The organism is Thioalkalivibrio sp. ALE14 (assembly GCF_000376845.1).
Classification (GTDB): Bacteria; Pseudomonadota; Gammaproteobacteria; order Ectothiorhodospirales; family Ectothiorhodospiraceae; genus Thioalkalivibrio.
Window position 1 is genome coordinate 41,582 of the sequence record NZ_AQXY01000024.1, and the last position, 22,673, is coordinate 64,254.

The following is a 22,673-nucleotide window of genomic DNA, read 5'->3' on the forward strand; positions in this document are numbered from 1 at the left end:
AGCAATGAATAACGTCATTCAGGAACTGGAAGCCGAGCAGATGAAGTCGGACGTGCCCGACTTCGGGCCCGGCGATACCGTGGTGGTGCAGGTAAAGGTGCGCGAAGGCGAACGCGAGCGCCTGCAGGCCTTCGAAGGTGCGGTGATTGCCGTGCGCAACCGTGGCCTCAACTCCGCCTTCACGCTGCGCAAGGTGTCCTACGGTAATGGTGTGGAGCGTACGTTCCAGACCCACAGCCCGCAGATCGCCGAGATCAAGGTGAAGCGCCGCGGCAAGGTGCGTCGCTCCAAGCTGTACTACCTGCGCGACCGCACCGGCAAGGCCGCCCGTATCAAGGAAGACGTCAAGGCGGCGAAGTAGCGCCGGCCGGCGGGGCGCGGCAAACGGCCGTGACCCCGTCACCCCGTGCGTTTCGCTATTCGATGCCGGCTGGATCGACGACCCGAAGCCAGCGCTGCCTCCTCCCCGGAGTGGCGCTGGCTTTTGTGTGGCTGGAATCCCCCAATGGCGAGCTCCTGGCCTGTGGCTGGCAGGACCCTGACGACCCTGAGGACCTGTCACCGCTCGCGGATATCCCCGGGGCTGACCTGCAGCCCCCGCAGTTTGACCCGGCGGCCTACGGCAAGGATGCCGGCGCCTGGCGCCCGACCGCTGCGGTGCCGCCCGGGACTGCCCATGCACGTCGGGTCTGGGCCGCGCTGTCGGAGATCCCCGTCGGCGAGGTCCGTACCTACTCCGAGATCGCCGCCCGCGTGGGGTCTGCCCCCCGCGCGGTGGGGCAGGCCTGCCGTGCCAACCCCTGGCCGCTGTTCATCCCCTGCCACCGAGTGGTGTCCTCGCGTTTTCGCAGCACCCGCGACGTTGGCGGCTACGCTGGCGATCAGGTGGGCGAGCTGGCCCAGGTGAAGCGCCTGCTGCTGGTCCACGAGGGGGTCCTCCAGCGTGACTGAATTCGGAGGCCGCCCCTGGCCTCTCCGCCTTCCTGTTTCTCTTCCCTTTTTATGAATCTGCCAAACCTGTTCTGGTTGGGCAGGTTTGAGCTCGGCGTCATCCCCGAAATCTTCCTTCCGGCTTTCAGCAATTTGGGGGGGGGGCTGGCGTGCCCCGGGCGGCGTCTGAAAAAAATCCCCACAACCGGGAATAGAACCCGTGGCTGTCTCGTCTGACTCTCGGTGCTGATGCCCAAGAACCTTTCAAAAACAGACTTTTAGGAAACGCTAATATAGTCTTTTGTGTTGACAGCACGGACTCGGGTTCAGCACTCTGCTACACAGGTCCGGGCCACAAGAGTCCCGGGCTCAATCGAAAAAAACCCGTGTGATGGAGGTTTCCATGTTCAAGAAAGCATTGCTTGCGTTGCCCGTAGCAATGGCTGTTGGGGCTACGGCTCAGGCCGGCGAATGGCAGGACCCCAACGATGTCCTGCAGCAGTTCCTGCAGGAAAACCCCGATTCCGCCTACCTGCATCAGAGTGAAATGAACATCATGATGATGCCGGACAACCCCGCCCTGTGGCTGGTCGACGAAGGCGAGGACCTGTTCTACGCCCAGCGCGGCCCGAACAACGTCTCCCTGGAAGGCTGCGACTTCGGCAAGGGCCCGGGCGAGCTGGACGGTGCGTACGTCGAGCTGCCGCGCTACTTCGAAGACACCGGCAAGGTGATGGACTTCGAGATGCGCCTGGTGCACTGCATGAAGGAACTACAGGGCTTCACCAGCGATGACGCCGCGGTCGCACGTCGTCACGGCAGCGGCTCCGACATCATGAAGCTGACCACCTTTATCGCCCACCAGTCCTCCGGCATGGCGTGGAACCCGCCGCTGGATCATCCGCAGGAACAGGCCATGCGTGACGCGGGCGAGAAGCTGTTCTATCGTCGCGGTGGCGCGATGGACTTCAACTGCGCCTCCTGCCACGGCGATGTCGGCAAGCAGATCCGCGCCTCGGTGCTCCCGCATGTGGGCGCCGGTCCCGAGTGGTCCAAGGCTGTCTCCTGGCCCGCGCACCGTGCCGGTCACGACAACGTGCGCAGCCAGAACCACCGTATCCGTGGTTGCGTGTGGCAGATGCGCCACGCCGGTATCAAGGCCGATACCCCGGTCAACACCGCCCTGATCTCGTACTGGAACGATCAGGCGCGCGGCGAACCGGCCATCCTGCCTGACCTGAAGCGGTAACCTACGGACGCAATAGGAGACACCAAGTATGTTTAAGAAGAATGCTGTTGCGGCCGGCATGGCCGCGTTCGCATCCGTCGCCCTGACCGCAGGTTGCGCCGTTGCCGATGGAAGCAAGGGTTCGGATGTCGACATCACCGCGATGAGCGCCGATGAACTCGCCGAGCACCTCATCTTCGAGACGGACAGCTTCCGTGATCAGGAGATGCAGGAAGGCGGTGACTGGCGTGACCGTATGACCCAGGACGATCTGCAGAAGGCCTGCTCGTTGAAGGGCGATCCGGATGGCGAAACCGCCGGCCAGGTCGTCGCGATGGCCCGTGCCTCCTACGAGGCGCCGGAGAGCATCGAGCTGGGTGACTGGCGCAAGGGGGCCGAGCTGGCCGACTCCGGTTATGGCTACCGCCAGGGTCATCGTACGGACGACCACAGCCAGCGCGAGGCGGGTGGCAACTGCTACAACTGCCACGTGTTCGACCCGCGGGTGTCCGACCAGGGCACGGTTGGCCCGAGCCTGCAGAACTACGGTGCCAACCGCGGTACCAGCGAAGCGGTTCTGCGCTATGTGCACGAGGTGATTTCCAATCCTCACCAGTACTTCCCGTGCACGCAGATGCCGCGCTTCAACTCCGACCGTCACCAGCTCCTGAGTGACGAGCAGATCAGCCATATCATGGCCTACCTGCTCGATCCGGAGTCGCCGGTCAACAACCAGTAAGCCACTTGCTGGATTGGGGGCAGTCCTGACGGACTGCCCTTTTTTGAATCACCACCTGATCGCTCGCGGTGGTTCAAAAAAGGGTCCCATGCGCGAATCTGCGGTCACACCGGCCGCTCGTCCCGGCCTGCGCGGGGCCTGAAAGGTTTCAAGCCCGCTGGGCGGAGAGGCTTGAACACGGCGATGTGGTCGCCGGGGGAAGAAGCGGCAACAGCCGACGCAAGAGGAGATTTCAGGGATGCTCAGGAACAAGACAGTTGGGGCAGGCTTGGCCATTGTGGCGTCCACGGTGCTGATTGCAGGTTGCGATGGCTGGATGGACCAGAGCAGCGGCGAAGTCGACGTGTCGGCGATGAGCGCCGAAGAATATGCGGATTACCTGGTGCTCGAGACGGACAGCTACCGTTTCGATCAGGAGGCGCAGGAAGGCGGGTCGGCCCGTGAACGCATGGTGCAGGACGGCATTCAGGCGGCCTGCTCGATCAAGGGTGATCCCGATGCGGAAACAGCCGGCGAGGTGATCGCCATGGCCCGCGAGAGCTACGAGGCACCGCCTGGGGGCCCGCGTCTGGGGAACTGGCGACGCGGGGCCGAACTGGCACGTTCCGGCTACGGTTACCGTATCGGGCATCGCAACGACGACCACGGTCAGCGCGAGCCCGGTGGCAACTGCTACGCCTGCCACCAGATGGATCCGAACGAGGAACTCTACGGTACGCTGGGCCCGAGTCTGGCAGGCTATGGGACGACTCGGGGGAACGACAGCTCGGTAGTGAACTATGTGCACCAGGTGGTCTCGAATCCCCACCAGTACTTCCCGTGCACGAAGATGCCGCGCTTCGGACACAACAACTTCCTGACGGAAGAGCAGATCGCGCATGTGATGGCGTATCTGCTGGATCCGGAGTCCCCCGTCAACCAGTAATCCGGTCACACGGTCGAGGGTAGTCCAGTCGGCTGCCCTTCTTGAGCCACCGCGGGTACGCTCGCGGTGGCTTTTTGTTTGAGGGACACATGCTCAGCTACCAACACGATTATCACGCGGGCAATTTCGCCGACGTGCACAAGCACCTGATCCTCTGGCAGGTGCTGGAATCCCTGCGGGGGCGCGACAAGCCTTTCGTGGCGCTGGACCTGCACGCCGGCGCCGGCGGGTACGATCTGACCGGCGCGCGTGCACGCAAGACCGACGAGGCTGCCGCCGGCATCGCGCGCCTGTGGGGTGCGGTGGCCAAGCTACCGCCATCGGTCCGCGATTTCCTGGATACGCTGCGCGCGATGCAGCCGCGGCCCCCGCGCCTGACGGAGTATCCGGGCTCCCCGTTGTTGATCCAGGCACGCTTGCGCGAGCGTGACCGCCTGATCGCCTGCGAGCTTCATCCCGAGGCCTGTGAACGGCTGCAGGGACGACTCGCGGGCGATCCGCGCTGCCATGTGCACAAGCGGGATGCGCGCGAGGCGGCGCGTGCGCTGTTTCCGCCGGAACCGCGACGCGGTTTGGCCTTGCTGGATCCGTCCTACGAGCGGAAGGCGGAATACCGCGAAGTGGCCGAGATGGTGACGACCATTCGTCGGCGCTGGAACACCGGGATCATCCTGGTCTGGTACCCAATCCTCGCTGGACGCCCGGACCACGCGATGCGGGAGCAGCTGCGCGCGGAGCTCGATGAGCCTTGGCTGGTCAGCGAGCTGCGTATCGCGGCCGACCCCGAACGCTACCTCGGGCTGGCGGGCTCCGGGATGCTGGTGCTGCGCCCGCCGTGGCAGTTGGAGGTGCGCCTGCCCGAATTGCTGGCCCCGGTCTGGCAGGTGCTGGATCCGGAAGGTGCGGGCGGGTTGTACCAGGCCGCAGTCCTTGAAAACGGCGTGGGCGACCCTACCTTGCGACGTGTCGACACCAATCAAGGGACGAGCAGGCCATGAGCGAAACCCAGACCGAACCGAAACCCGAGACCCGCCGCTTCGAGACCGAGGTCAGCCAGCTCCTGCAGCTGATGATCCACTCGCTGTATTCCAATCGCGAGATCTTCTTGCGCGAGCTGATTTCCAACGGTGCCGATGCCTGCGACAAGCTGCGCTTCGAGGCCCTGGCCCAGCCGGATGCGATCCCGCAGCCGGCCGAACTGGCGATCGATGTTGAAGTGGACCCCGAGGCGAGGACCGTGACAGTCCGCGACAACGGCATCGGTATGTCGCGCGACGAGGTGGTCGAACACATCGGCACCATTGCGCGTTCCGGCACGAAGTCCTTCCTGGAGAAGCTGACCGGCGACCAGAAAAAGGATTCGCAGCTGATCGGGCAGTTCGGGGTCGGATTCTATTCGTCGTTCATCGTGGCGGATCAGGTGCGCCTGGAGACGCGTCGGGCCGGCAGCGAGCCCGGCGAGGGCACCCGCTGGGAGTCGCGCGGGGATGGCGAATACACCCTCACGCCCTGCGAGCGCGCCGAGGCCGGCACCGAGATCACGCTGACGCTGAAGGAGGACGCCGACGAGTTCCTCGAACCCATGCGTCTGCGCCACATCATCGGGCGGTATTCGGATCATGTGGCATTCCCGATCCGCATGCGCAAGTCGGATGACGAGGGCAACCCGACCGATGAATGGGAGACGGTCAACCGCGCCAGCGCGCTGTGGACCCGTTCGAAGAGCGAGATCAGCGACGAGGAGTACCGCGAGTTCTACAAGCACGTCGCGCACGACTTCGAGGATCCGATCGCGTGGACCCACAATCACGTCGAGGGGCGGCAGGAATACACTACGCTGTTCTACATCCCCAAGCGGGCCCCGTTCGACCTGTGGGACCGTGACGCCCGCCACGGGGTCAAGCTCTACGTGAAGCGCGTGTTCATCATGGACGACGCCGAGAAGCTGCTGCCCAACTACCTGCGTTTCGTGCGCGGGGTGGTGGACTCGGCCGACCTGCCGTTGAACGTCTCGCGCGAGATCCTGCAGGACAATCGCCTGGTCGACTCGATCCGCTCCGGTTCGGTGAAGAAGATCCTCGGGCTGCTGCAGTCGATCGCCGACAACGAACCCGACAAGTACGCCGAGATCTGGAAGAACTTCGGCCGCGTCCTGAAGGAAGGCCCCGGCGAGGACTTCGCCAACCAGGAGGCCATCGCGAAGCTGCTGCGTTTTGCCAGCACGCACAACAGCGACGACAGCCAGAACGTGGCGCTGGCGGACTACGTCGAGCGCATGAAGGAAGGCCAGGAGGCGATCTACGTGATCACGGCTGACAATGCCTCCGCCGCGCGCAATAGCCCCCACCTGGAGGTGTTCCGCAAGCACGGGGTCGAGGTGCTGCTGCTGTCCGACCGGGTCGACGAATGGCTCCTCTCGCACCTGCGCGAGTTCGACGGCAAGCCGATCAAGAACGTCGCCAAGGGCGATCTGGACCTCGACAAGATCATCGGCGAGGACGCGGACCAGAAGAGAGGTAGCGACGACCAGGCGCCTGACGACGACCTGGGCGATCTGCCCGAACGCCTGCAGGCGGCGCTGGGTGACCGAGTCGACAGCGTGCGGCCGTCACGGCGACTGGTGGAGTCCCCGGCCTGCATTGTGCTCGGCGAGCACGAGATGGCCCTGTACCTGCAGGAACTGCTCAAGCAGGCCGGCCAGGAGACCTTCTCCGGCAAGCCGGTGCTGGAGGTCAACCCGGGGCACCCGCTGGTCGAGCGCCTGAAGACTGCCGAGGGCGACGACTTCAACGACCTCGCCTCGCTGCTGTTCGAACAGTCGCTCCTGGCCGAGGGTGGGCAGCTGGAGGATCCGACCGGTTTTGTTGCACGGCTCAACCGGCTCCTGCTGCAGAAGGCCGCCTGAGCCGGACTGCCACCCGCCGGAAACCGCATCGCCGGCGGGTGGACCTGACGTGGGGCCGTGTTCCGCGTTACCCTTACAAGTTCATGTATTAAGAGGGCAAAGCCCATGCAAGTCGCGCAGAACGCCGTGGTGGCCATCCACTACACCCTGACCAACGACGCTGGCGAGAAAATCGACAGCTCCGAAGGCCGCGAGCCGCTGGCCTACCTGCACGGGCAGGGCCAGATCGTCCCGGGCCTGGAGAAGGAGCTGGAAGGCAAGGCCGCCGGCGACAAGGTCCAGGCGAAGGTGACCCCGGAAGAAGGCTATGGCGAGAAGATCGATGCCATGGTCCAGGAGATCCCGATGGATGCCTTCCAGGGCGTCGAATCCGTCGAGCCGGGCATGCAGTTCCAGGCGCAGACCGAGAACGGCCCGCTGACCGTCACCGTGACCAAGGTCGAGGGTGACACCGCCACGGTCGACGGGAACCATCCGCTGGCCGGCGAGACCCTGAACTTCGACGTCGAGATCGTCGAGGTCCGCGAGGCCTCCGCCGAAGAGCTGGAACACGGCCACGCCCACGGCGAGGGCGGTCACCAGCACTGATCGCATCGGGTCGGCGCTGCGCCGGCCCGACCGCCAGGCGTGAAGGCTCGCCTGTATGACCCGCCCCGGTGCCGCCGGGGCGGGTTTTTGTCGTTCAGGGGGAGACGTTTCCGCTCCCGTTTGCTCGATCTCGATCGAAAACCGCTTTTACAAACGAATGGTATTGCAAACCATTCTCGTTATCGGTATCGTCCGCTTTGTCGACTGGATGTGAGGCATGGCGATGATTGTCTGTGTGTGCAGGGCGGTTCGAGAGCGAGAGATCCTGGAACTTGTCGAGAGCAGCGAGCGCGGGTTGCGCATGCGTGATCTGCGGGAGCGCCTGGGCGTAAGCTCGGAATGCGGGAAGTGCGCGCGCAAGGCGCAGTGTCTGCTGCGTCAACGGGCGGAAAGCTTTGCCATGGCCGGCACGGCCCTGGCCGGTCCCACAACCCCGCATGAACCACTGGCCCCGGCGGCATCCCCGGCGGCGGTCTGAGACGAGGCCCGGCGCAATCCGCTGGCAAGAAGAGGAGTCCGAACATGAAAGGCGACCAGGACGTTATTCGCTATCTCAACAAGGCCCTGAAAAACGAGCTGACCGCGATCAATCAGTACTTTCTCCATGCGCGCATGTTCCGTGACTGGGGGCTGCACAAGCTGGACGAGTACGAATACAACGAGTCGATCGACGAGATGAAGCACGCCGATCAGCTCATCAATCGCATCCTGTTCCTGGAGGGGCTGCCGAATCTGCAGGACCTCGGGGCGCTGAGGATTGGCGAAAATACTCGCGAGATCCTGGAGGCCGACCTCGCAATGGAGCTTGAAGCCATCCCGCTGTACCGCGAGGCCATTGCCCACTGCGAATCGGTGCGCGATTTCGTCACGCGGGATCTCCTGCAGTCGATCCTCGACAGCGAAGAGGAGCACGTGGACTGGCTGGAAACCAACATTGCGCTTATCGACCGCGTCGGACTGGCCAACTACGAACAGAGCCACATGGGGGCCGCCAACAGCTGAGGTCGGCTGTGATTTCCGTCAATGTCGAAACACTCCGACTCCATCATGGCCCTTCGCTGGTCACGGCCCCTGGTGCTGGGGGTGGCGGTCAGTGTCGCACTGCATGGAGCGGTGCTTGCAGGTCTCTGGCTTGCGCGTGACAGCGAGCCCCGTTTGCTGGAGACGGGAGGCGGAGGTGGTATGCAGGCCCACTGGGTGGACCTCGATGCCATCCGACCGGACGAGATGGTCGCCGACGCCCCGCCAACTGATTCGGTAGAGCCGGAGCCGGAGCCGGAGCCGGAGCCGGAGCCAGAGCCAGTGCCAGAGCCAGTGCCAGAGCCAGAGCCAGAGCCAGAGCCAGAGCCGGAGCCAGAGCCAGAGCCAGAGCCAGAGCCAGAGCCAGAGCCAGAGCCAGAGCCAGAGCCGCGTTTTGGCGACGGCATTGCGGACGAAGACGACCAGGACCGGGCCATGGATGAACCCGCTGGCGGGCCAGCGGGGCGGGAGGATGCCCGCTTCGAGGAGCCCGGGTTCGGGGCGGGGTATCTGAACAATCCGCCGCCGGACTACCCGCGGATCTCCTTGCGCCGAGGTGAGGAGGGGGTCGTGCTGCTGAGGGTCCGGGTCTCCGCACAGGGACAGCCGCTGGACTGGTCGGTGGAGGAGAGCAGTGGCCACCGGCGTCTGGACGAGGCCGCGCAGGCGGCGATCGAGCACTGGGAGTTCGAGCCGGCGCGTCGCGGCGGCCACGCAGTGGAAGGCGTGGTCCTGGTGCCGATGGAATTTTCGATTCGATAAACGGGCGAGCCCGCGCTGTGTAGGGCGCCGTCGAGGATGGCTGCATGAACGAGTTCGATGTCTTCTATGTGTTTCGCCATGGCGACCCGGTGCTGATCGTGGTCTTCCTGGTCCTGTTGGTGATGTCGGTGGCGACCTGGGCGATTGCCGCGAGCAAGCTGTTCACGCTGTTCGGTGTGCGCCGCGACAACCGCGCCGCGTTGGCGGCCTTCGATGCCAGCCAGACGGCGCCGGCCTTCCACGATGCGATCCACGACCAGCGCGGTCCGCTGGCGGCGATTGGCCAGGAGGCGTTCGCGGCGTTCGACGACTACCGTGGGGTACGTGACGGCTCGGACAAGGCCGAACAGCGTCTGGACGACCACGTGGTGCGCCGGATTCGCCAGGCCATGGACCGCCAGTTGCTGCGCATGCAGGCCGGCAACATCGTGTTCGCGTCGGTCGGGGCGCTGGCACCGTTCGTCGGGCTGCTGGGTACGGTCTGGGGTATTCACGGCGCGCTGATCGACATCTCGCAGGAGTCGTCGGTGTCCATGGACCTGGTCGCGGGGCCGCTCGGCGAGGCCCTGGTGGCGACCGCTGCCGGCCTGGCCGCGGCGATCCCGGCGGTGGCCTTTTTCAATATCTTCAATCGCGCCCAGCGCCTGCTGCACCAGGATTTCGAGGCCTTCGCGCACGACGTGCATGCCCTGTTGATGCACTCGGACCTGACGCCGGGCAATGCGCGCCAGGCGCGTGACCGCCGTACCGATCCGCATGCATTGCCGGACGACGGCCTGCATCAGGGGGTATGAGCCATGGCCTTCGGACGCATGGGTGATTCCAACGAGCCGATGTCGGACATGAACGTGATCCCGCTGGTGGACGTGATGCTGGTGCTGCTGGTGATCTTCATCATCACTGCGCCGGTGATCACCCATTCGGTGGACCTGGACCTGCCTCAGGCGACCACCGAGCCGGTGGACGAGCGGCCGGACAGCGTCACGCTGTCTCTGGACGGGGCAGGCGATCTCTACTGGAACAACGAACCGGTCGCGCTGGAGCAGCTGCCGACGCGCCTGCGCGAGGCGCTGGATGCGCAACCGGACGTCGCGGTCTATCTGCGTGCGGATCGTGACACCCGCTACGAGCGCCTGGCCCGGGTGATGGCCGAGGTGCGCCAGGCGGGCGTGAGCCGCATGGCCTTCGTCTCCGAACCGGAGGGGGAACGATGAATTCCGGAACGCCTGAAGCGGTCAAGACTGTCGCTCGCGAGGAGTCGGGCCCGCGCGAGATTGCCAGCGAGCAGTTGCTGGGCCCCGCGCGGCAGATCCGTATCTGCCACCGCGGCGAGTGGTACACCCTGCGCCGCACCGCGAATGACAAGCTGATCCTGACTAAATAATACCTGCGAAACACCCGCCACGGTGAGGACCGTGGCACTGCCAGCCAGGGGAGCCTCTCCCTCAGCCAGCCTCCAATCCGTCACCGATCCGCGGCGCTTCGGCGTCCGCGCCGGTGTTGATGCTGGCCTATTCAAGGGAGACAACAAATGGCTCGAAACCACCTGACACCCCCCCGCATCGAACAACGCGCGACCCGTTCGCGCGACACCGGGGCATGGAAACGACGGGCGATCGTGCTCGCGATTGCGGGGATCGTGGGGATTCCCGCAGTCCACGCCGAAGACTCCGCCCCGGGGGCCACCACGGGAACCGAGGCCCGGCTTGCGCCCGTGCAGATCCTTGGGGATGTGACCGCGACGCAGCGACTGCCCGGCTCGGCGGCCGTGGTCGGCCGCGAGCAGCTGGAAATCGAAGGGACCACGGATATCCATCAGGCGCTCAAGACCGTGCCCGGCGTATACGTTCAGGAAGAAGAAGGGTTCGGGCTGCGGCCCAACATTGGCATCCGCGCGGCTCCTCCGGGGCGCAGCAGCAAGGTCACCCTGATGGAGGACAACGTGCTGATTGCCCCGGCACCGTATTCCAACCCGGCGGCCTACTACTTTCCGACCACCAAACGAATCAACGAGATCGAGGTCCTGAAGGGGGCTCCCCTGCTGCGTCACGGGCCGCAGACGACCGGTGGCGTGATCAATCTGGTGTCCACGCCGATCCCCCAGGAACGCGCAGGCTCCATCGAGACGGTGGTGAACGACCGGGGCGGCACCGACGTGCATGCGATGTTCGGCGACCGCTCCGGTGACTGGAGCTACATGATCGAGACCGTCCAGCGCCGTGATTCCGGCTTCAAGGATATCGATCGCAGCAACCGGGACACCGGGTTCGACCTCCAGGACTATGTCGGCAAGCTCCGCTGGGACGGTGAGCGCCAGAGCATCGAGGCGAAGATCCAGTATTCCGAGGAGACCTCGAACATGACCTATCTCGGCCTGACTGACGAGGATTTCTCGCGGGACCCCAACCGGCGCTACGGCCTGTCCGAGATCGATCAGATGAACAATGACCACCTCGGGTTTGCACTGACGCACGATATCGACTGGACCGACCGGGTTCGCATGACCACGACGCTTTACCGCAACGAGTTTGCGCGCAACTGGTTCAAGCTGAGCGGTGGCGGTGACTATATTGACGCCGCCAACCAGGGAGATGCGACGGCCCGAAGAATCCTGCGCGGCGAGCTGGACGAGACCGAGCTGAAGTACAAGAACAACAATCGCGAGTACGTCTCGGAAGGTGTGCAGACCGAAGTGGGCATGGACCTGGGCGATCACTGGCTGCGCGTCGGGGCCCGCTACCACCAGGATGAGATGGACCGCTTCCAGCCCGTGGATGAATACGACCAGGTTAATGGCTCGCTGGTGTATCAGAACACGATCATGCCTACCGGCGGCGACAACCGATTCGAAGACGCGCAGGCGTGGAGCTTCTGGGTGGCCGACGAGTGGTACGTCAACGACCGGCTGACCGCCAACCTCCTGCTGCGCTACGAGGATGTCGAGACGTCGCGCACGCAGTATGCCGATACGCAGCGTAACGTCGTGGATTCCCGGCGCTCCAACTCGAGCAGCGTCTGGCTGCCGGGGGCCTCGCTGACCTACGATTTCACCGATCGCTGGCAGGTGCTCGCCGGGGTTCACCGCGGCTTTGCGCCTCTCGGGGGCGGCGCGACCGAAGAACAGGATCCGGAAACCAGTACCAACTGGGAACTCGGTACCCGCTACCAGGGTGACAACGCGTTTGTCGAGGCGATCGGGTTCTACAGCGATTTCTCCGATTTCGTGCAGAACTGCTCGGTGGCCACGCCCTGCTCGGACGGTTCCACCACGGGGACCTTCACGACCGGGGAGGCGGTTATCTCCGGTCTGGAGTTGCGGGCATCTACCGGGCTGGACCTGGGCTCGTTCCACGCGCCTCTGGAGGCCAGCTATACCTACACCAGCGCCGAGGCCAGCGCGGATAACCCGGCCTCGGGACAGCAGAAGGGTGATCGGCTGCAGGGTATTCCGCGTCACCAGTTCAGCCTGCGAGGGGGGCTCGAGCATGCGAGTGGCTGGAACAACTACGCGATCGTGAAATACATCGACGAGACCTGCAGCAGTGATGGCTGCAACCAGGAGGGTGGGGCGTTCAACCGCACCGACTCGCTGACCACGATCGACCTGGTGAGCCAGTACCCCCTGGGCCGCAACACCGACCTCTATGCCCGCGTGAGCAATGTCCTGGATGAGCAAAAGATCATCTCGCGCTCTCCGGATGGGGCTCGACCCAATGAACCGCGTACGTTCTCGGTGGGCCTGACGCACCGCTTCTAGGGGCCGGTCTGCACGGTTCGCTCGTGCCTCCGTATTGGCCGCGGCAGTGTCCGCGGCCTTTTTTGTGGGTGCGGCCAGCGCGCTGTGCGTCACATTTCGTGTTCCCACTACCCGGCCGGGGTGAACGAAACGCAACGGTTTCGGCCTTATCCCCCGAGATGGGCTGCGAAGCCGCGGCCAGTCATTCGCAGGAAACGCTTCGATACGCACCGCAACGGCAAAAGGAGACCCCTATGTGGAAATCACGACTGACGATCCTGGTACTCGCCCTGATGATGGCGCTGGGCAGCGCGACCCTCGCGGGCTGTGACAACCAGGGCCCGGCGGAAGAGGCCGGCGAGAACATCGACGACGCCATGGATGAGGCCGGCGATGCCATGGAGGACGCTGGTGACGAGGTGGAGGATACCTTCAGCAACTGATCCGGGTGTCCTCCAGCGCGAGACCCCGGTACGCGATGCGTGCCGGGGTATTTTTTTGTCTGGCGGGCACTCGTCACGGATCCCCGTGAGGTTTGTCGACTCCCCGCTCAGGCATCGCTACAGTGCCCTCAAGGCAATGTCGGACCGCAGTGATGGCGCAATCCTCTTCGATCGACTCCCTGCTGGATCAGGCGCGCGACGCCTGGGCCCAGGGTCAACATGACACCGCGATGACGCTCTGGCGTCAGGGCGCCGAAGGCGGTGATCCTCAATGCGCCTACAACCTGGGCGTGCTGCTGGACGAGGGGCAGTTCCTCCCGCGTGATCCGGTGGAGGCGGCCCAGTGGTACCAGCGGGCGGCCGAGGCCGGCTTTCCGGATGCCGCCTTCAACCTGGCCGTGCTGTTCGAGCAAGGCGATGGCGTGCCGGCCAACCCCAACGAGGCGGCCCGGTGGTTCCATATCGCGGCGGAACGCGGCAATGCCCAGGCGATGTTCAACCTGGGGGTCAAGTACGACGAAGGGCAAGGCCTGCCACAGGACTCCGAACAGGCTGCGCAGTGGTATCTGGTCGCGGCCGAGGCGGGTGAAGGCCGGGGCGCGGCCAATCTCGGGCGGTTGTTCGCTATGGGCGAGGGCGTCGAGCGCTCCGATGTATCGGCGTTCAAGTGGTATGCCATCGCCGCCGAGATGGGCGTGGCCAGTGCCGCGCGCCACCGCGAGCGCGTCGCCCGGGAGCTAACCCCCGACGAGCGCCTGCACGCGGGCGAGCGCGCCCAGGAATGGTTGCAAAGTCGGGCACAGGCCGCGCCGCGCTTGCAGTAGCCGGTACGGCCGTCTGTCAGGGAGACGTGGATTAGCGGGTTGTTCTTGCGAGCAAGCCGCCTGCAGCCTGAAGGACGCGGCGGGATCTCTCGTGCAGATCGCCACGGCGCTGAGCGCCTCGCGATGACAGGTAGTCAGTGCTGTGGGGGAATTCGGGATGGCGAAAGCGTGGGGTATGGCGTATCACGCGGGGATTCAGGGGACGGCGTCACACCCCAGAATGCGCTTCTTCCAATCTTCCGGCCTTTCTGTGAATCGTTCTTGACCTTCTTCGCCCGCTTCGCGGTCAACAGGGCTCTGGGAACGGTGTTTCGCTAGATCACCACGTTCAGTTCGCGGCGCGGCTCCTCGGCCGGGCCGGCCAGACTGACCGCGAGCTCGACGCGGCGACGCAGGGCCTCGACACCGCCCCCGCCCAGCGGGCCGCCGTCGGCCGGGGCGGCCTCGGCGGTATCGTTACCGCTGCGGAAGGCTTCGATCTGGGCCGCCACGCGGGCGCGGGAGGCCATTTCCTGCTCCGAGCGCGGCGGGAAGGCCAGGCCCTGGTCCTGCTCGGCCTCGCCGCGGCGGTTCTCGTCCTGTTCCGCGCGGTCCTCGATCGGCCGGCGGGCCTCGCCGGCCTCCGGGTCGTTCAGCGGGCGATCGAAATCGGCCGGCGTGGCGAGTTGTCCCAGGCCCAGCCGGTCACTGCCGGTCGGGCGTGTGCCGACCGGGACCGCAGCAGAGGGGTTGGTGACCGGGACTTCCATCGCGTTACTCGTCGAGCCTCCTGAGCATTCGTGAATTCATGGTGGCCGGGTGGCTCAGGCGCGCACGTCCAGCAGCGAGCCGATCATGCGGTCTTCGGCCTGAAGGGTCTTGACCGAGGCCTCGACCTGGTTCTGGCTCGCAATCATGCCCACCTGGGCGCCCATGCTCTCGCGGCTGCCCGCGTTCTCGGTGGCAACCGTATGCGCCTGCTGGCGCATGCTGGTGATGCCCTTCTGGATGCCTGCGAGAGAGGCGCTTCCGTCCATCATGGTTTCAAGCCCGTGTTGCTTTCGCTCTTGTGCGTCTGACCCGATTATAGATCAAATAGTTGCACTTCACCTCCCGGCTCCGAACCACGGGTCAGGCGGTGTCGAGGAGGTCCGTCAGGCGGCTCTGCACGATGTTGCGGGCACCAGCCTGACGTGACTGCCATTGCACGAGGCGTGCGCGGCGTGCCGACGGATCGATCCCCTCCGCCAGGCGCGCAAGCACCTCCTCGGCCACCGCCTCGGGGTCCTCGCCGCGGGCGACCAGGCCGGTGTGTTCAGCGGCCATGCGCAGGCGGGTGGCGGCATCCGGGTGGCGTTCGTGTTCCGCCGGGCCGCAGATCACCGCGCTGCCACAGGCCAGTGGCAGACCCAGGTCCGGAGGGGTCTCGCTGGCGGCCAGGGTGCCACCCGGCAGGGTGATGTCGGCGCAGGTGTAGGCGGCGTGCAGGGTCTCCGGGTCCTCGATGTAGTAGACGCGGTTCTTGCGCGGCACGAAGGAGGTCATGAAGCGGTTGTGGCGGATGATCGGCAGCGAGTACTTGATCGCGTCGCGATAGACCGGCTCGTGGCGCGCCGGGTCGGCGGGTGCCAGCAGCAGGATGGCCGCGCTCTTGCGAAGTACTGCGAACAATACGGCGAAGGCGAAGGCCTCCTCGCCGGGGCCGGTATTGGGCGCCAGCAGGATCGGATGACCCTTCTCGTGGTACTCGCGAAAACGTTCGCAGAATCCGGCGTCGCCTTCCGGTGGGGCTGGCAGTTCCACCGCGCCGGCGATCGGATCGCCGATCACCTCGGCGCCGTCCCGGGCGCCCTCGCGCGCGGCGAACACGGCATCCCACTGTGTGCGGGTTGCGCCATCGCCCGCGGCGTTGACCCAGATGCGGGGCGCCGTGAGCGTATCGAGGGCCGGCCCCAAGTCATGATCCCCGGCCTGTAGCGGGCCGATGACCACGACGGCCCGCGGTTGCAGACGGCCCAGGCGGGTCGTGGCCAGCTCGGGATGCATGGCCAGCGCCGGCACGCCCTCGATCAGGCCCTCGGCCTCGCGGTCCTGGCGGCAGTCGGTTACGCCCAGCGCGATGGGGCCGCCGCCCGCGGCGAGTTCCTGCAGCCAGTCGGCGGCGGTCACGAGGGTGGCCCGCGGGGCCAGGATCAGGATGCGTCCGATGCTTTCGCCGGGGACGGAGCGGGCGGTGATCCAGGCAGACAAACGTGCGAACATGGCGGGCTGGTATCCGGTGGTCGGGCAAGCGTCGCATTATACGAGGCGCCGCACAGTGCCCGCCACGGGCGGGCTGAATGTCGTATCAAGGGGAAGGGCGGAATGCGCATACGCTGGATCATCGGGCTGGTGGTGCTGGGGGTTATCCTGGCCCTGGCCATGTGGGTCTTTTCCAACCCGGGCGGTATGCGCAGCCAGCAGTTCTCCGACCTGCCCTGGCAGATCGAGGTGGGGGACCAGCAGCGCACGCGGGTGCTGGGGGTCGTGCTGGGCGAGACCACCATGGCCGATCTGATGCACCGCCTGCCGGTGCCGGATATCCGCCTGTTCGTCGATGCCGATGGGACGCGCTCGCTGGAGGCCTACTACGTGAACGCGCGCATCCCGCCGTTCGAGGCCAATCTGATCCTGCGCCCGGACCTGGACGAGGCGGCGCTGGACCGGATCGAGTCGGAGACCACCTCCGAGCGACCCATGCCCAGCGGGGCCCGGCGCTATGGCCTGAGCGACGACGCCCTGACCTCGCTGGGCAACGTGCCGATCGTCGAGATGAGCTACATCCCGCGCGCGCACTGGACCGAGGACCTGATTACCCAGCGCTTCGGCGAGCCCCGCGAGCGCCTGCGCATGGATTCCGATCACAGCTACTGGCTCTACCCCGACGACGGGCTGGCCATCCTGGTCCCGCGGCGCGGTCGCGTCCTGATGCATTACGTCACCCAGGAGCGCTGGGGGCAGACCGTGGAGCGCCTGCGCGACGAGGGGCGGCGCCGTCTGGGCGAGGATTACGGGGATCATGAGTGAGTCGGCCCCGCCGGATGATCGCCCGTTCTGGGAGCGCCCGCTCGAGACCCTGAACCACGAAGAGTGGGAGGCGCTGTGCGATGGCTGCGGCCGTTGCTGCCTGCACAAGCTGGAAGACGAAGACTCGGGCGATCTGGCCTTTACCTGGCTGGCCTGCGATCTGCTCGACTGCGAGACCGGCTACTGCTCCGACTATGCGAACCGCCGGGATTTCGTCCCCGACTGCATCCAGCTGACCCGGCAGGATCTGCCGCACTACCACTGGTTGCCGCCCACTTGCGCCTACCGGCTGCGCTTCGAGGGGCACCCACTGCCGGCCTGGCATCCGCTGCTGACCGGTGACCCGGAGACGGTTCGCCGCGCCCGCGTGTCGGTGGCCGGACGGGTGATCCGCGAGCAGGACGCCCCGGACCTGCCGCTGATCGACTACGTCGTGGACTGGCCCGGCGAGGTGCCGGAGTCCGCGCGCCTGTGGCGCCCGGTGGTTCGCCTGCCGCGCGAATAATCATGCCGGAGATGGTGGACCTGTTTGTCTATGGAACGCTCAAGCGGGGCTGCGCCAACCACCGCGCGTTCTGCCGGCGCGCCATCCGGATACGCACCGCGGCGATCGCCGGAGCGATCTTTGATCTGCCCGTGGGCTATCCAGCGGTGCAGGTCCCGGGTGACAGCATCCTGCTGGAGGCGGGCCCCGATCCTGTGCGCGATGCGGGTCGCCAGCGGCTTGTCCGCAACCCCGGGGCCCCGGGACTGGAGGGCGAAGGCCGCGAGCCAGTCCATGGCGAATGGATTCGCCTGCCGGACCCCGCCCGAACCCTCCCGGCACTGGACGCCCTGGAGGGTGTGCGCGCCGACGGGCGCGGCGAGTACCGCCGCGCGCTGGTGCCGGCCAGCACAGAGGAGGGTCCGCGAGCCCTCTGGGTGTACTGGATGCCGCAGCTTCCGCCTGGCGCGCGCCACTTGCCGGACGGGGTATGGCCCGCGCCGATGGAGCCCAAGGGGAGACCCTAGGTCGCAGGATGCGATGAGCCCCGCGGATCGTATCGATGGGGCTAGCCGGCGGCGGCGAGGAGTTCGCGGGCGTGGGTGCGGGTGGTCTCGGTGAGCTGAGTGCCGCCGATCAGGCGGGCCAGGGCCTCGACGCGGTGTTCGTCGTCCAGCGGCTGGATTGCGGTGCGGGTGCCGTCCTCGGCGTGGGTCTTCTGCACCTCGAGCTGGTGGTGCGCCTGAGCGGCGACCTGGGCCAGATGGGTCACGCACAGGACTTGGTGGCGCTCGCCCAGGGTGCGCAGCTTGCGCCCGACGACCTCGGCGACCGCGCCGCTGATGCCGCTGTCGACCTCGTCGAAGATCAGGGTAGGCACGGTCTGCTGCTGGCTGGCCAGCACCTGTAGCGCGAGTCCGATGCGCGAGAGTTCGCCGCCGGAAGCGACCTTCGCCATCGGCTGGGGGGCGGCCCCGGGGTTCGCGGCCACGCGGAACTCGATGTGGTCCACGCCGTGGGCCTGTGGCTTGTCGGCCGGTTCCACCCCGATCGCGAAGTGGCCGCCGGCCATGCCCAGTTCCTGCATGGTGTCGGTGACTGCCTGGCCGATGCGTTCCGCCGCCTGGTGGCGGGCGCGGGTGAGCGCCGCGGCGGCGGTATCGAACGTGGCGCGGGTTTCTTGCTCGCGTGCCTCCAGGGCCTCGACCGTCTGGTCGCCGTTCTCCAGCGCGTCCAGTTCGGTCTGCAGCTCGTCGTACAGGCCCGGCAGGGTCTCGGGTTCGACCCGGTGCTTGCGCCCCAGGCGCAGGTATTCGCTGACACGCTGGTCCAGCTCGGCGAGGCGTTCCGGGTCCAGCTCGATGCCGTCGGCCAGACGCCGCAGGGTGTCGCCGGCCTCGTCGATCTGGATGCGCGCGGATTCCAGCAGCTCGAGCGCCGGGTTGACCCGTTCGTCATGCTGCGCGGCGTCCTGCAGGGCGTGCAGGACCTGGCCGAGCTGCGCGTCCAGCCCGCTGTCGTCCTCGATCTGCTGACTGGCGGTCTGTAACGCGGTGAGCACTTCGGTGCCGTGGGCGAGCTGGTTCTGTTCGGTCAGCAGTTGCGGGTATTCGTCCGCGACCGGCGCCAGTTCGGCCAGCTCGCCGGTCTGGAAACGCAGCAGATCCAGGCGGTCGGAGGTGTCGGCCTGGGCCTCGCGGGCCTGTTCCAGGGCGCGGGCTGCGTCGCGCCAGGCGCGGTAGGCGTCGCGCACATCGGCGACCGGGTGGCCGTCGAGAAAGCCGTCCAGCCAGTGGCGCTGGGTCTCGCGCTGCAGCAACTGCTGGTGCGCGTGCTGGCCGTGGATGTCCACCAGCCATTCGCCCAGGGTGCGCAACTGCCCGACCGCGACCGGGCGGCCATTGATCCAGGCGCGGCTCTTGCCCTGGCGGGTCAGTACGCGGCGCAACAGCACGTGGTCGTCTTCGTCGCCGCCCAGTTCCTGCTCGGCCAGCCACGCGGCGGCCGGGCCTTGTTCGGGCAGGGCGAACTCGGCGGACAGGTCGGCCTGTTCGGCGCCCTCGCGCACCATGCCGGCGTCGGCGCGATCGCCCAGTAGCTGGCCGATCACGTCGATCAGGATGGATTTCCCGGCGCCGGTCTCGCCGGTGAGCGCGCTCAGGCCCGTGTCCAGCTCCAGTTCCAGCTGGTCGATGATGGCGAAGTCGCGGATGCTGATCAGTCGCAGCATGGCGGGATCAGGGCTGCTCGCCCCAGCGCAGCTTGGTACGGAGCACGCGCAGGAAGTGATGTTCGCGGGGGTGGATCAGGGTCAGGGCCTGTTCGCGGCGATGGATGCGCAGCAGGTCGCCGGGGGCGAAGTCCACGTTCTCCTGGCCGTCCAGTGCGATCTGCGCCGGCGAGCGGCTGCCGCTGGACAGGCGGATCTCGATGGTGGAACGGCCACTGACGACCAGTGGCCGATGATTCAGGCTGTGCGGGCAGACCGGCACCAGCACCATGGCGTCCAGCTGGGGGGTCAGGATCGGCCCGCCGGCGGACAGTGCGTAGGCGGTGGAGCCGGTGGGGGTCGCGACTACCAGGCCGTCGGCCCGCAGGCGCCCGACATCCATGCCGTCGATGGCGGTGTCGAACTCGATGATGCGCACCACGCTCAGCACGTGCAGGACCACGTCGTTCAGGGCGATGCCGCGATGGATGGTGACGCCGTCGCGGATCAGCTCGGCCTCCAGCATGGCGCGCGGTTCGCGTTCGAAGGCCCCGTCCAGCACCTCGCCCAGTTCCTCGGGGGCGGTGTCGGGCGAGACATCCACCAGGAAGCCCAGCCGGCCCAGGTTGATGCCCAGTAGCGGCGTATCGGCGTCGGCCACCTCGCGTGCGGTGGCCAGCAGGGTCCCGTCACCGCCGATGACGATCAGCAGGTCGACCGCATGGGCCAGTTCGGCCAGCGGCAGGAGCCCGATATCCTCCGGGCGCTCGAAGCCGTCGATCTCCTGCTCCATGAAGACCTGGCGGCCGCGCTCCCGGAGCAGGTCGACGAGCGTCGCGACCAGCGGGGCGGTGCGCGAATCGCTGGTCTTGCCGACCAGTCCGACCTTGTTGAAGTCTGGCATCATGCGGGCATTATCCGGAAAAGGGACCGCGACTGCACCCGGGGTTTCTTGACCCGATTCCGGCACCATCCAAGACTGTAGCCCTGTAGCCCTGTAGCACTCGACCGAGTGGAGCGCTGACGACCCATGGAAAATGCTTTCATCAATCTGGACGCCAGGGCTCGCACCCTGTTGCGGACCCTGATCGAGAGCTATATCCGGGATGGCCAGCCCGTCGGTTCGCGCACCCTGGCCCGGACCTCCGGTCTCAGCGTGAGCGCGGCCACCGTGCGCAACGTGATGGCGGATCTCGAGGATATGGGGCTGATCCATTCGCCGCATACCTCGGCCGGACGCATCCCGACCCCCGCCGGCTACCGGCTGTTCGTTGACAGCCTGCTGGAGGTGCGTGACCCCTCGCCGGAGGAGATCCGTGCGATCCAGTCCGGGTTCGATCCGAACGCCAGCACCCAGGACTTGATGGACACCACCAGCAACCTGCTGTCGCGGGTCACGCGCATGGCCGGGATGGTACGCCTGCCGCGGCATCGCAACGTGGCACTGAGCCAGATCGAGTTCCTGCGCCTCGGCGAGGGCCGCATCCTCGCGATCCTGGTGATCGACGGCAAGGAAGTGCAGAACCGCGTGCTGGAGCTGGAGCGCGACTTCGGTCAGGACGAGCTGCAGCGCATGGCGAACTACCTCAACGCCCACCTGGCCGGGAAGAGCCTGCATGCGGTGCGCGCCGAGCTGCTGCGCGAGATGCGTGATGTGCGCGATGACCTGGACGCGATGATGCTGGCCGCGATCGACCTGGGCGAGAAGGCCGTGGGCGACGAGGACCCGGACGACGTGGTGGTGGCCGGCCAGACTCATCTGCTGGGCTACGAGGAGCTGGCGGACATGGACCGCCTGCGCCAGCTGCTGGAGGCCTTCAACGAGAAGCAGGAGATCCTGGGTATCCTCGATCAGTGTATCCGCAGCGACCGGGTGCAGATCTTCATCGGGCGCGAGTCCGGGCTCGACTGGTTCGAGAACTGCTCGGTGGTGACTGCGCCCTACAGCGTCGACGGCGAAGTGGTCGGCGTCCTGGGGGTGATCGGCCCGACGCGGATGTCCTATGACCGGGTGATCCCGATCGTGGACGTGACCGCGCGCCTGCTGGGTTCGGCGCTGGGTGACCCGGCGGACGACACCAAGTAACCCGGCCCCTTGAAACCACCTCGGTTGCCCCCACACTCCCGCTAGATAACTTGAATTCACTCTGCCTGCTGGTCCGTGACCGGGCGGGCAGTTTCATTTTTCATTGATTCGCGAGGCCAACATGTCCGAACAGCGGGAACCCCAGGAACAGCCGGAAGAGCTCGAGACCCGGAACGAGGAGGCCCCGGAGGCCGATGTCGAGGGCAGTGGCGAGGGCGATACAGAGGCCCGCCTGCAGGAACTCGAGGCCCTGGCCGACGAGCGCCGCGACCAGGCCCTGCGTGCGCAGGCGGAGCTGGAGAACCAGCGCCGGCGCTTCGAGCGCGAGCTGGAAAACGCCCACAAGTACGCGATGGAAAAATTCGCCTCCGAGATGCTGGAGGTCAGCGATTCGCTGGAGATGGGCCTGCAGGCGGCGCGCGAGTCCAAGGATGTCGAGCGCATCATCGAAGGTGCCGAATTGACCCTGAAGAACCTGAACAAGGTCTTCGAGAAGTTCGGCATTCAGTCCGAGGACCCGACCGGCCAGCGCTTCGACCCGGAGCGTCACCAGGCCATGTCGATGCAGGAAGACCCGGAGAACCCGCCGAACACCGTGGTGGCCACCATGCAGAAGGGCTTCCTGCTGCAGGACCGCGTGCTGCGCCCGGCCATGGTGGTGGTCTCCAAGGCCCCAACCTCGCCGAACATCGACGAGAGCGCCTGACGCCCTGCTTCCCGGGGCGGGTTTCGGGGTATCGCACACGCTG

Annotated in this window: 27 protein-coding genes; 22 read left to right on the plus strand and 5 right to left on the minus strand. The window is 66.4% G+C overall.

Going from position 1 to position 22,673, the window contains the following annotated elements; genetic code table 11:
- The first annotated feature begins 4 nt into the window (after positions 1 to 4).
- The 17 genes from rplS (at position 5) to F572_RS0104690 (ending at position 14,100) form a co-directional block, all read left to right on the plus strand.
- Positions 5 to 361, plus strand: a complete 357-nt coding sequence (gene rplS, locus F572_RS0104605; RefSeq protein ID WP_017940480.1) for a 50S ribosomal protein L19 — start codon at positions 5 to 7, stop codon at positions 359 to 361.
- A 62-nt stretch (positions 362 to 423) separates the two neighbouring features.
- Positions 424 to 951 carry a methylated-DNA--[protein]-cysteine S-methyltransferase gene (locus F572_RS0104610; protein ID WP_081601972.1) on the plus strand — a complete coding sequence of 176 codons (528 nt, stop codon included), beginning with the start codon at positions 424 to 426 and terminating at the stop codon, positions 949 to 951.
- Positions 952 to 1,369: 418 nt separating this feature from the next.
- Complete coding sequence (gene soxA, locus F572_RS0104615) at positions 1,370 to 2,179, plus strand: sulfur oxidation c-type cytochrome SoxA (RefSeq protein WP_017940478.1); 810 nt, start codon at positions 1,370 to 1,372, stop codon at positions 2,177 to 2,179.
- A gap of 28 nt (positions 2,180 to 2,207) precedes the next feature.
- On the plus strand, positions 2,208 to 2,897 hold the full coding sequence (soxX, locus tag F572_RS0104620; RefSeq protein ID WP_017940477.1) for a sulfur oxidation c-type cytochrome SoxX: 690 nt from the start codon (positions 2,208 to 2,210) through the stop codon (positions 2,895 to 2,897).
- A 238-nt stretch (positions 2,898 to 3,135) separates the two neighbouring features.
- Positions 3,136 to 3,822: a sulfur oxidation c-type cytochrome SoxX gene (soxX, locus tag F572_RS0104625; RefSeq protein WP_026142870.1), complete on the plus strand. Its 687-nt coding sequence runs from the start codon at positions 3,136 to 3,138 to the stop codon at positions 3,820 to 3,822.
- 89 nt (positions 3,823 to 3,911) lie between these two features.
- The gene (locus F572_RS0104630; protein WP_017940475.1) at positions 3,912 to 4,820 is read left to right on the plus strand and encodes a 23S rRNA (adenine(2030)-N(6))-methyltransferase RlmJ; all 909 of its coding nucleotides are present in this window, start codon (positions 3,912 to 3,914) and stop codon (positions 4,818 to 4,820) included.
- Complete coding sequence (gene htpG / locus F572_RS0104635; RefSeq protein WP_017940474.1) at positions 4,817 to 6,727, plus strand: molecular chaperone HtpG; 1,911 nt, start codon at positions 4,817 to 4,819, stop codon at positions 6,725 to 6,727. Before F572_RS0104630 ends, htpG begins: the two co-directional genes overlap by 4 nt.
- 105 nt (positions 6,728 to 6,832) lie before the next feature.
- A complete protein-coding gene (locus F572_RS0104640) occupies positions 6,833 to 7,315 on the plus strand; it encodes a peptidylprolyl isomerase (protein ID WP_017940473.1) in 483 nt (160 codons plus the stop codon).
- Positions 7,316 to 7,538: 223 nt separating this feature from the next.
- The gene (locus F572_RS0104645; protein ID WP_026142869.1) at positions 7,539 to 7,793 is read left to right on the plus strand and encodes a bacterioferritin-associated ferredoxin; all 255 of its coding nucleotides are present in this window, start codon (positions 7,539 to 7,541) and stop codon (positions 7,791 to 7,793) included.
- 44 nt (positions 7,794 to 7,837) lie between these two features.
- The gene (bfr, locus tag F572_RS0104650; RefSeq protein ID WP_017940471.1) at positions 7,838 to 8,317 is read left to right on the plus strand and encodes a bacterioferritin; all 480 of its coding nucleotides are present in this window, start codon (positions 7,838 to 7,840) and stop codon (positions 8,315 to 8,317) included.
- A gap of 21 nt (positions 8,318 to 8,338) precedes the next feature.
- On the plus strand, positions 8,339 to 9,097 hold the full coding sequence (locus F572_RS15900; protein WP_231410890.1) for an energy transducer TonB: 759 nt from the start codon (positions 8,339 to 8,341) through the stop codon (positions 9,095 to 9,097).
- A gap of 44 nt (positions 9,098 to 9,141) precedes the next feature.
- Complete coding sequence (locus F572_RS0104665) at positions 9,142 to 9,891, plus strand: MotA/TolQ/ExbB proton channel family protein (protein WP_017940504.1); 750 nt, start codon at positions 9,142 to 9,144, stop codon at positions 9,889 to 9,891.
- A gap of 3 nt (positions 9,892 to 9,894) precedes the next feature.
- On the plus strand, positions 9,895 to 10,311 hold the full coding sequence (locus tag F572_RS0104670; protein ID WP_017940503.1) for a biopolymer transporter ExbD: 417 nt from the start codon (positions 9,895 to 9,897) through the stop codon (positions 10,309 to 10,311).
- Positions 10,308 to 10,481, plus strand: coding sequence for a hemin uptake protein HemP (gene hemP / locus F572_RS15085; RefSeq protein WP_017940502.1), 174 nt, complete (start codon positions 10,308 to 10,310; stop codon positions 10,479 to 10,481). The genes F572_RS0104670 and hemP overlap by 4 nt, the downstream gene beginning before the upstream one ends.
- A 255-nt stretch (positions 10,482 to 10,736) precedes the next feature.
- Positions 10,737 to 12,854, plus strand: coding sequence for a TonB-dependent receptor domain-containing protein (locus tag F572_RS0104680; RefSeq protein WP_038034086.1), 2,118 nt, complete (start codon positions 10,737 to 10,739; stop codon positions 12,852 to 12,854).
- A gap of 233 nt (positions 12,855 to 13,087) precedes the next feature.
- Complete coding sequence (locus F572_RS0104685) at positions 13,088 to 13,276, plus strand: hypothetical protein (RefSeq protein ID WP_017940500.1); 189 nt, start codon at positions 13,088 to 13,090, stop codon at positions 13,274 to 13,276.
- Between the two features lie 152 nt (positions 13,277 to 13,428).
- Complete coding sequence (locus F572_RS0104690) at positions 13,429 to 14,100, plus strand: tetratricopeptide repeat protein (protein ID WP_017940499.1); 672 nt, start codon at positions 13,429 to 13,431, stop codon at positions 14,098 to 14,100.
- Between the two features lie 314 nt (positions 14,101 to 14,414).
- On the opposite strand, the gene F572_RS0104695 is transcribed toward F572_RS0104690, so the two are convergent.
- The 3 genes from F572_RS0104695 to F572_RS0104705 all read right to left on the minus strand — a co-directional run bounded on the left by F572_RS0104695 (position 14,415) and on the right by F572_RS0104705 (position 16,341).
- Positions 14,415 to 14,849, minus strand: a complete 435-nt coding sequence (locus F572_RS0104695; protein WP_017940498.1) for a hypothetical protein — start codon at positions 14,847 to 14,849, stop codon at positions 14,415 to 14,417.
- Between the two features lie 54 nt (positions 14,850 to 14,903).
- The gene (locus F572_RS0104700; RefSeq protein ID WP_026142872.1) at positions 14,904 to 15,119 is read right to left on the minus strand and encodes a hypothetical protein; all 216 of its coding nucleotides are present in this window, start codon (positions 15,117 to 15,119) and stop codon (positions 14,904 to 14,906) included.
- Between the two features lie 91 nt (positions 15,120 to 15,210).
- Positions 15,211 to 16,341: a hypothetical protein gene (locus tag F572_RS0104705; RefSeq protein ID WP_017940496.1), complete on the minus strand. Its 1,131-nt coding sequence runs from the start codon at positions 16,339 to 16,341 to the stop codon at positions 15,211 to 15,213.
- A 102-nt stretch (positions 16,342 to 16,443) separates the two neighbouring features.
- Between F572_RS0104705 and F572_RS0104710 the strand changes: the two genes are divergently transcribed.
- The 3 genes from F572_RS0104710 to F572_RS0104720 are packed head-to-tail and all read left to right on the plus strand — an operon-like array spanning position 16,444 to position 18,156.
- Positions 16,444 to 17,145: a hypothetical protein gene (locus F572_RS0104710; protein ID WP_017940495.1), complete on the plus strand. Its 702-nt coding sequence runs from the start codon at positions 16,444 to 16,446 to the stop codon at positions 17,143 to 17,145.
- A complete protein-coding gene (locus tag F572_RS0104715) occupies positions 17,138 to 17,650 on the plus strand; it encodes a YcgN family cysteine cluster protein (RefSeq protein WP_017940494.1) in 513 nt (170 codons plus the stop codon). The genes F572_RS0104710 and F572_RS0104715 overlap by 8 nt, the downstream gene beginning before the upstream one ends.
- Before the next feature lie 2 nt (positions 17,651 to 17,652).
- On the plus strand, positions 17,653 to 18,156 hold the full coding sequence (locus F572_RS0104720) for a gamma-glutamylcyclotransferase (RefSeq protein ID WP_017940493.1): 504 nt from the start codon (positions 17,653 to 17,655) through the stop codon (positions 18,154 to 18,156).
- Between the two features lie 41 nt (positions 18,157 to 18,197).
- On the opposite strand, the gene recN is transcribed toward F572_RS0104720, so the two are convergent.
- Both recN and F572_RS0104730 read right to left on the minus strand, forming a co-directional pair.
- Positions 18,198 to 19,859, minus strand: a complete 1,662-nt coding sequence (recN, locus tag F572_RS0104725; RefSeq protein WP_017940492.1) for a DNA repair protein RecN — start codon at positions 19,857 to 19,859, stop codon at positions 18,198 to 18,200.
- A gap of 7 nt (positions 19,860 to 19,866) precedes the next feature.
- On the minus strand, positions 19,867 to 20,745 hold the full coding sequence (locus F572_RS0104730; protein ID WP_017940491.1) for an NAD(+) kinase: 879 nt from the start codon (positions 20,743 to 20,745) through the stop codon (positions 19,867 to 19,869).
- 123 nt (positions 20,746 to 20,868) lie between these two features.
- On the opposite strand from F572_RS0104730, the gene hrcA reads away from it, so the two are divergent.
- Positions 20,869 to 21,924 (plus strand): heat-inducible transcriptional repressor HrcA, encoded by a 1,056-nt coding sequence (gene hrcA, locus F572_RS0104735; protein ID WP_017940490.1) that lies wholly within the window; start codon positions 20,869 to 20,871, stop codon positions 21,922 to 21,924.
- A 121-nt stretch (positions 21,925 to 22,045) separates the two neighbouring features.
- Positions 22,046 to 22,630 carry a nucleotide exchange factor GrpE gene (gene grpE / locus F572_RS0104740; protein WP_017940489.1) on the plus strand — a complete coding sequence of 195 codons (585 nt, stop codon included), beginning with the start codon at positions 22,046 to 22,048 and terminating at the stop codon, positions 22,628 to 22,630.
- Positions 22,631 to 22,673: the final 43 nt, after the last annotated feature.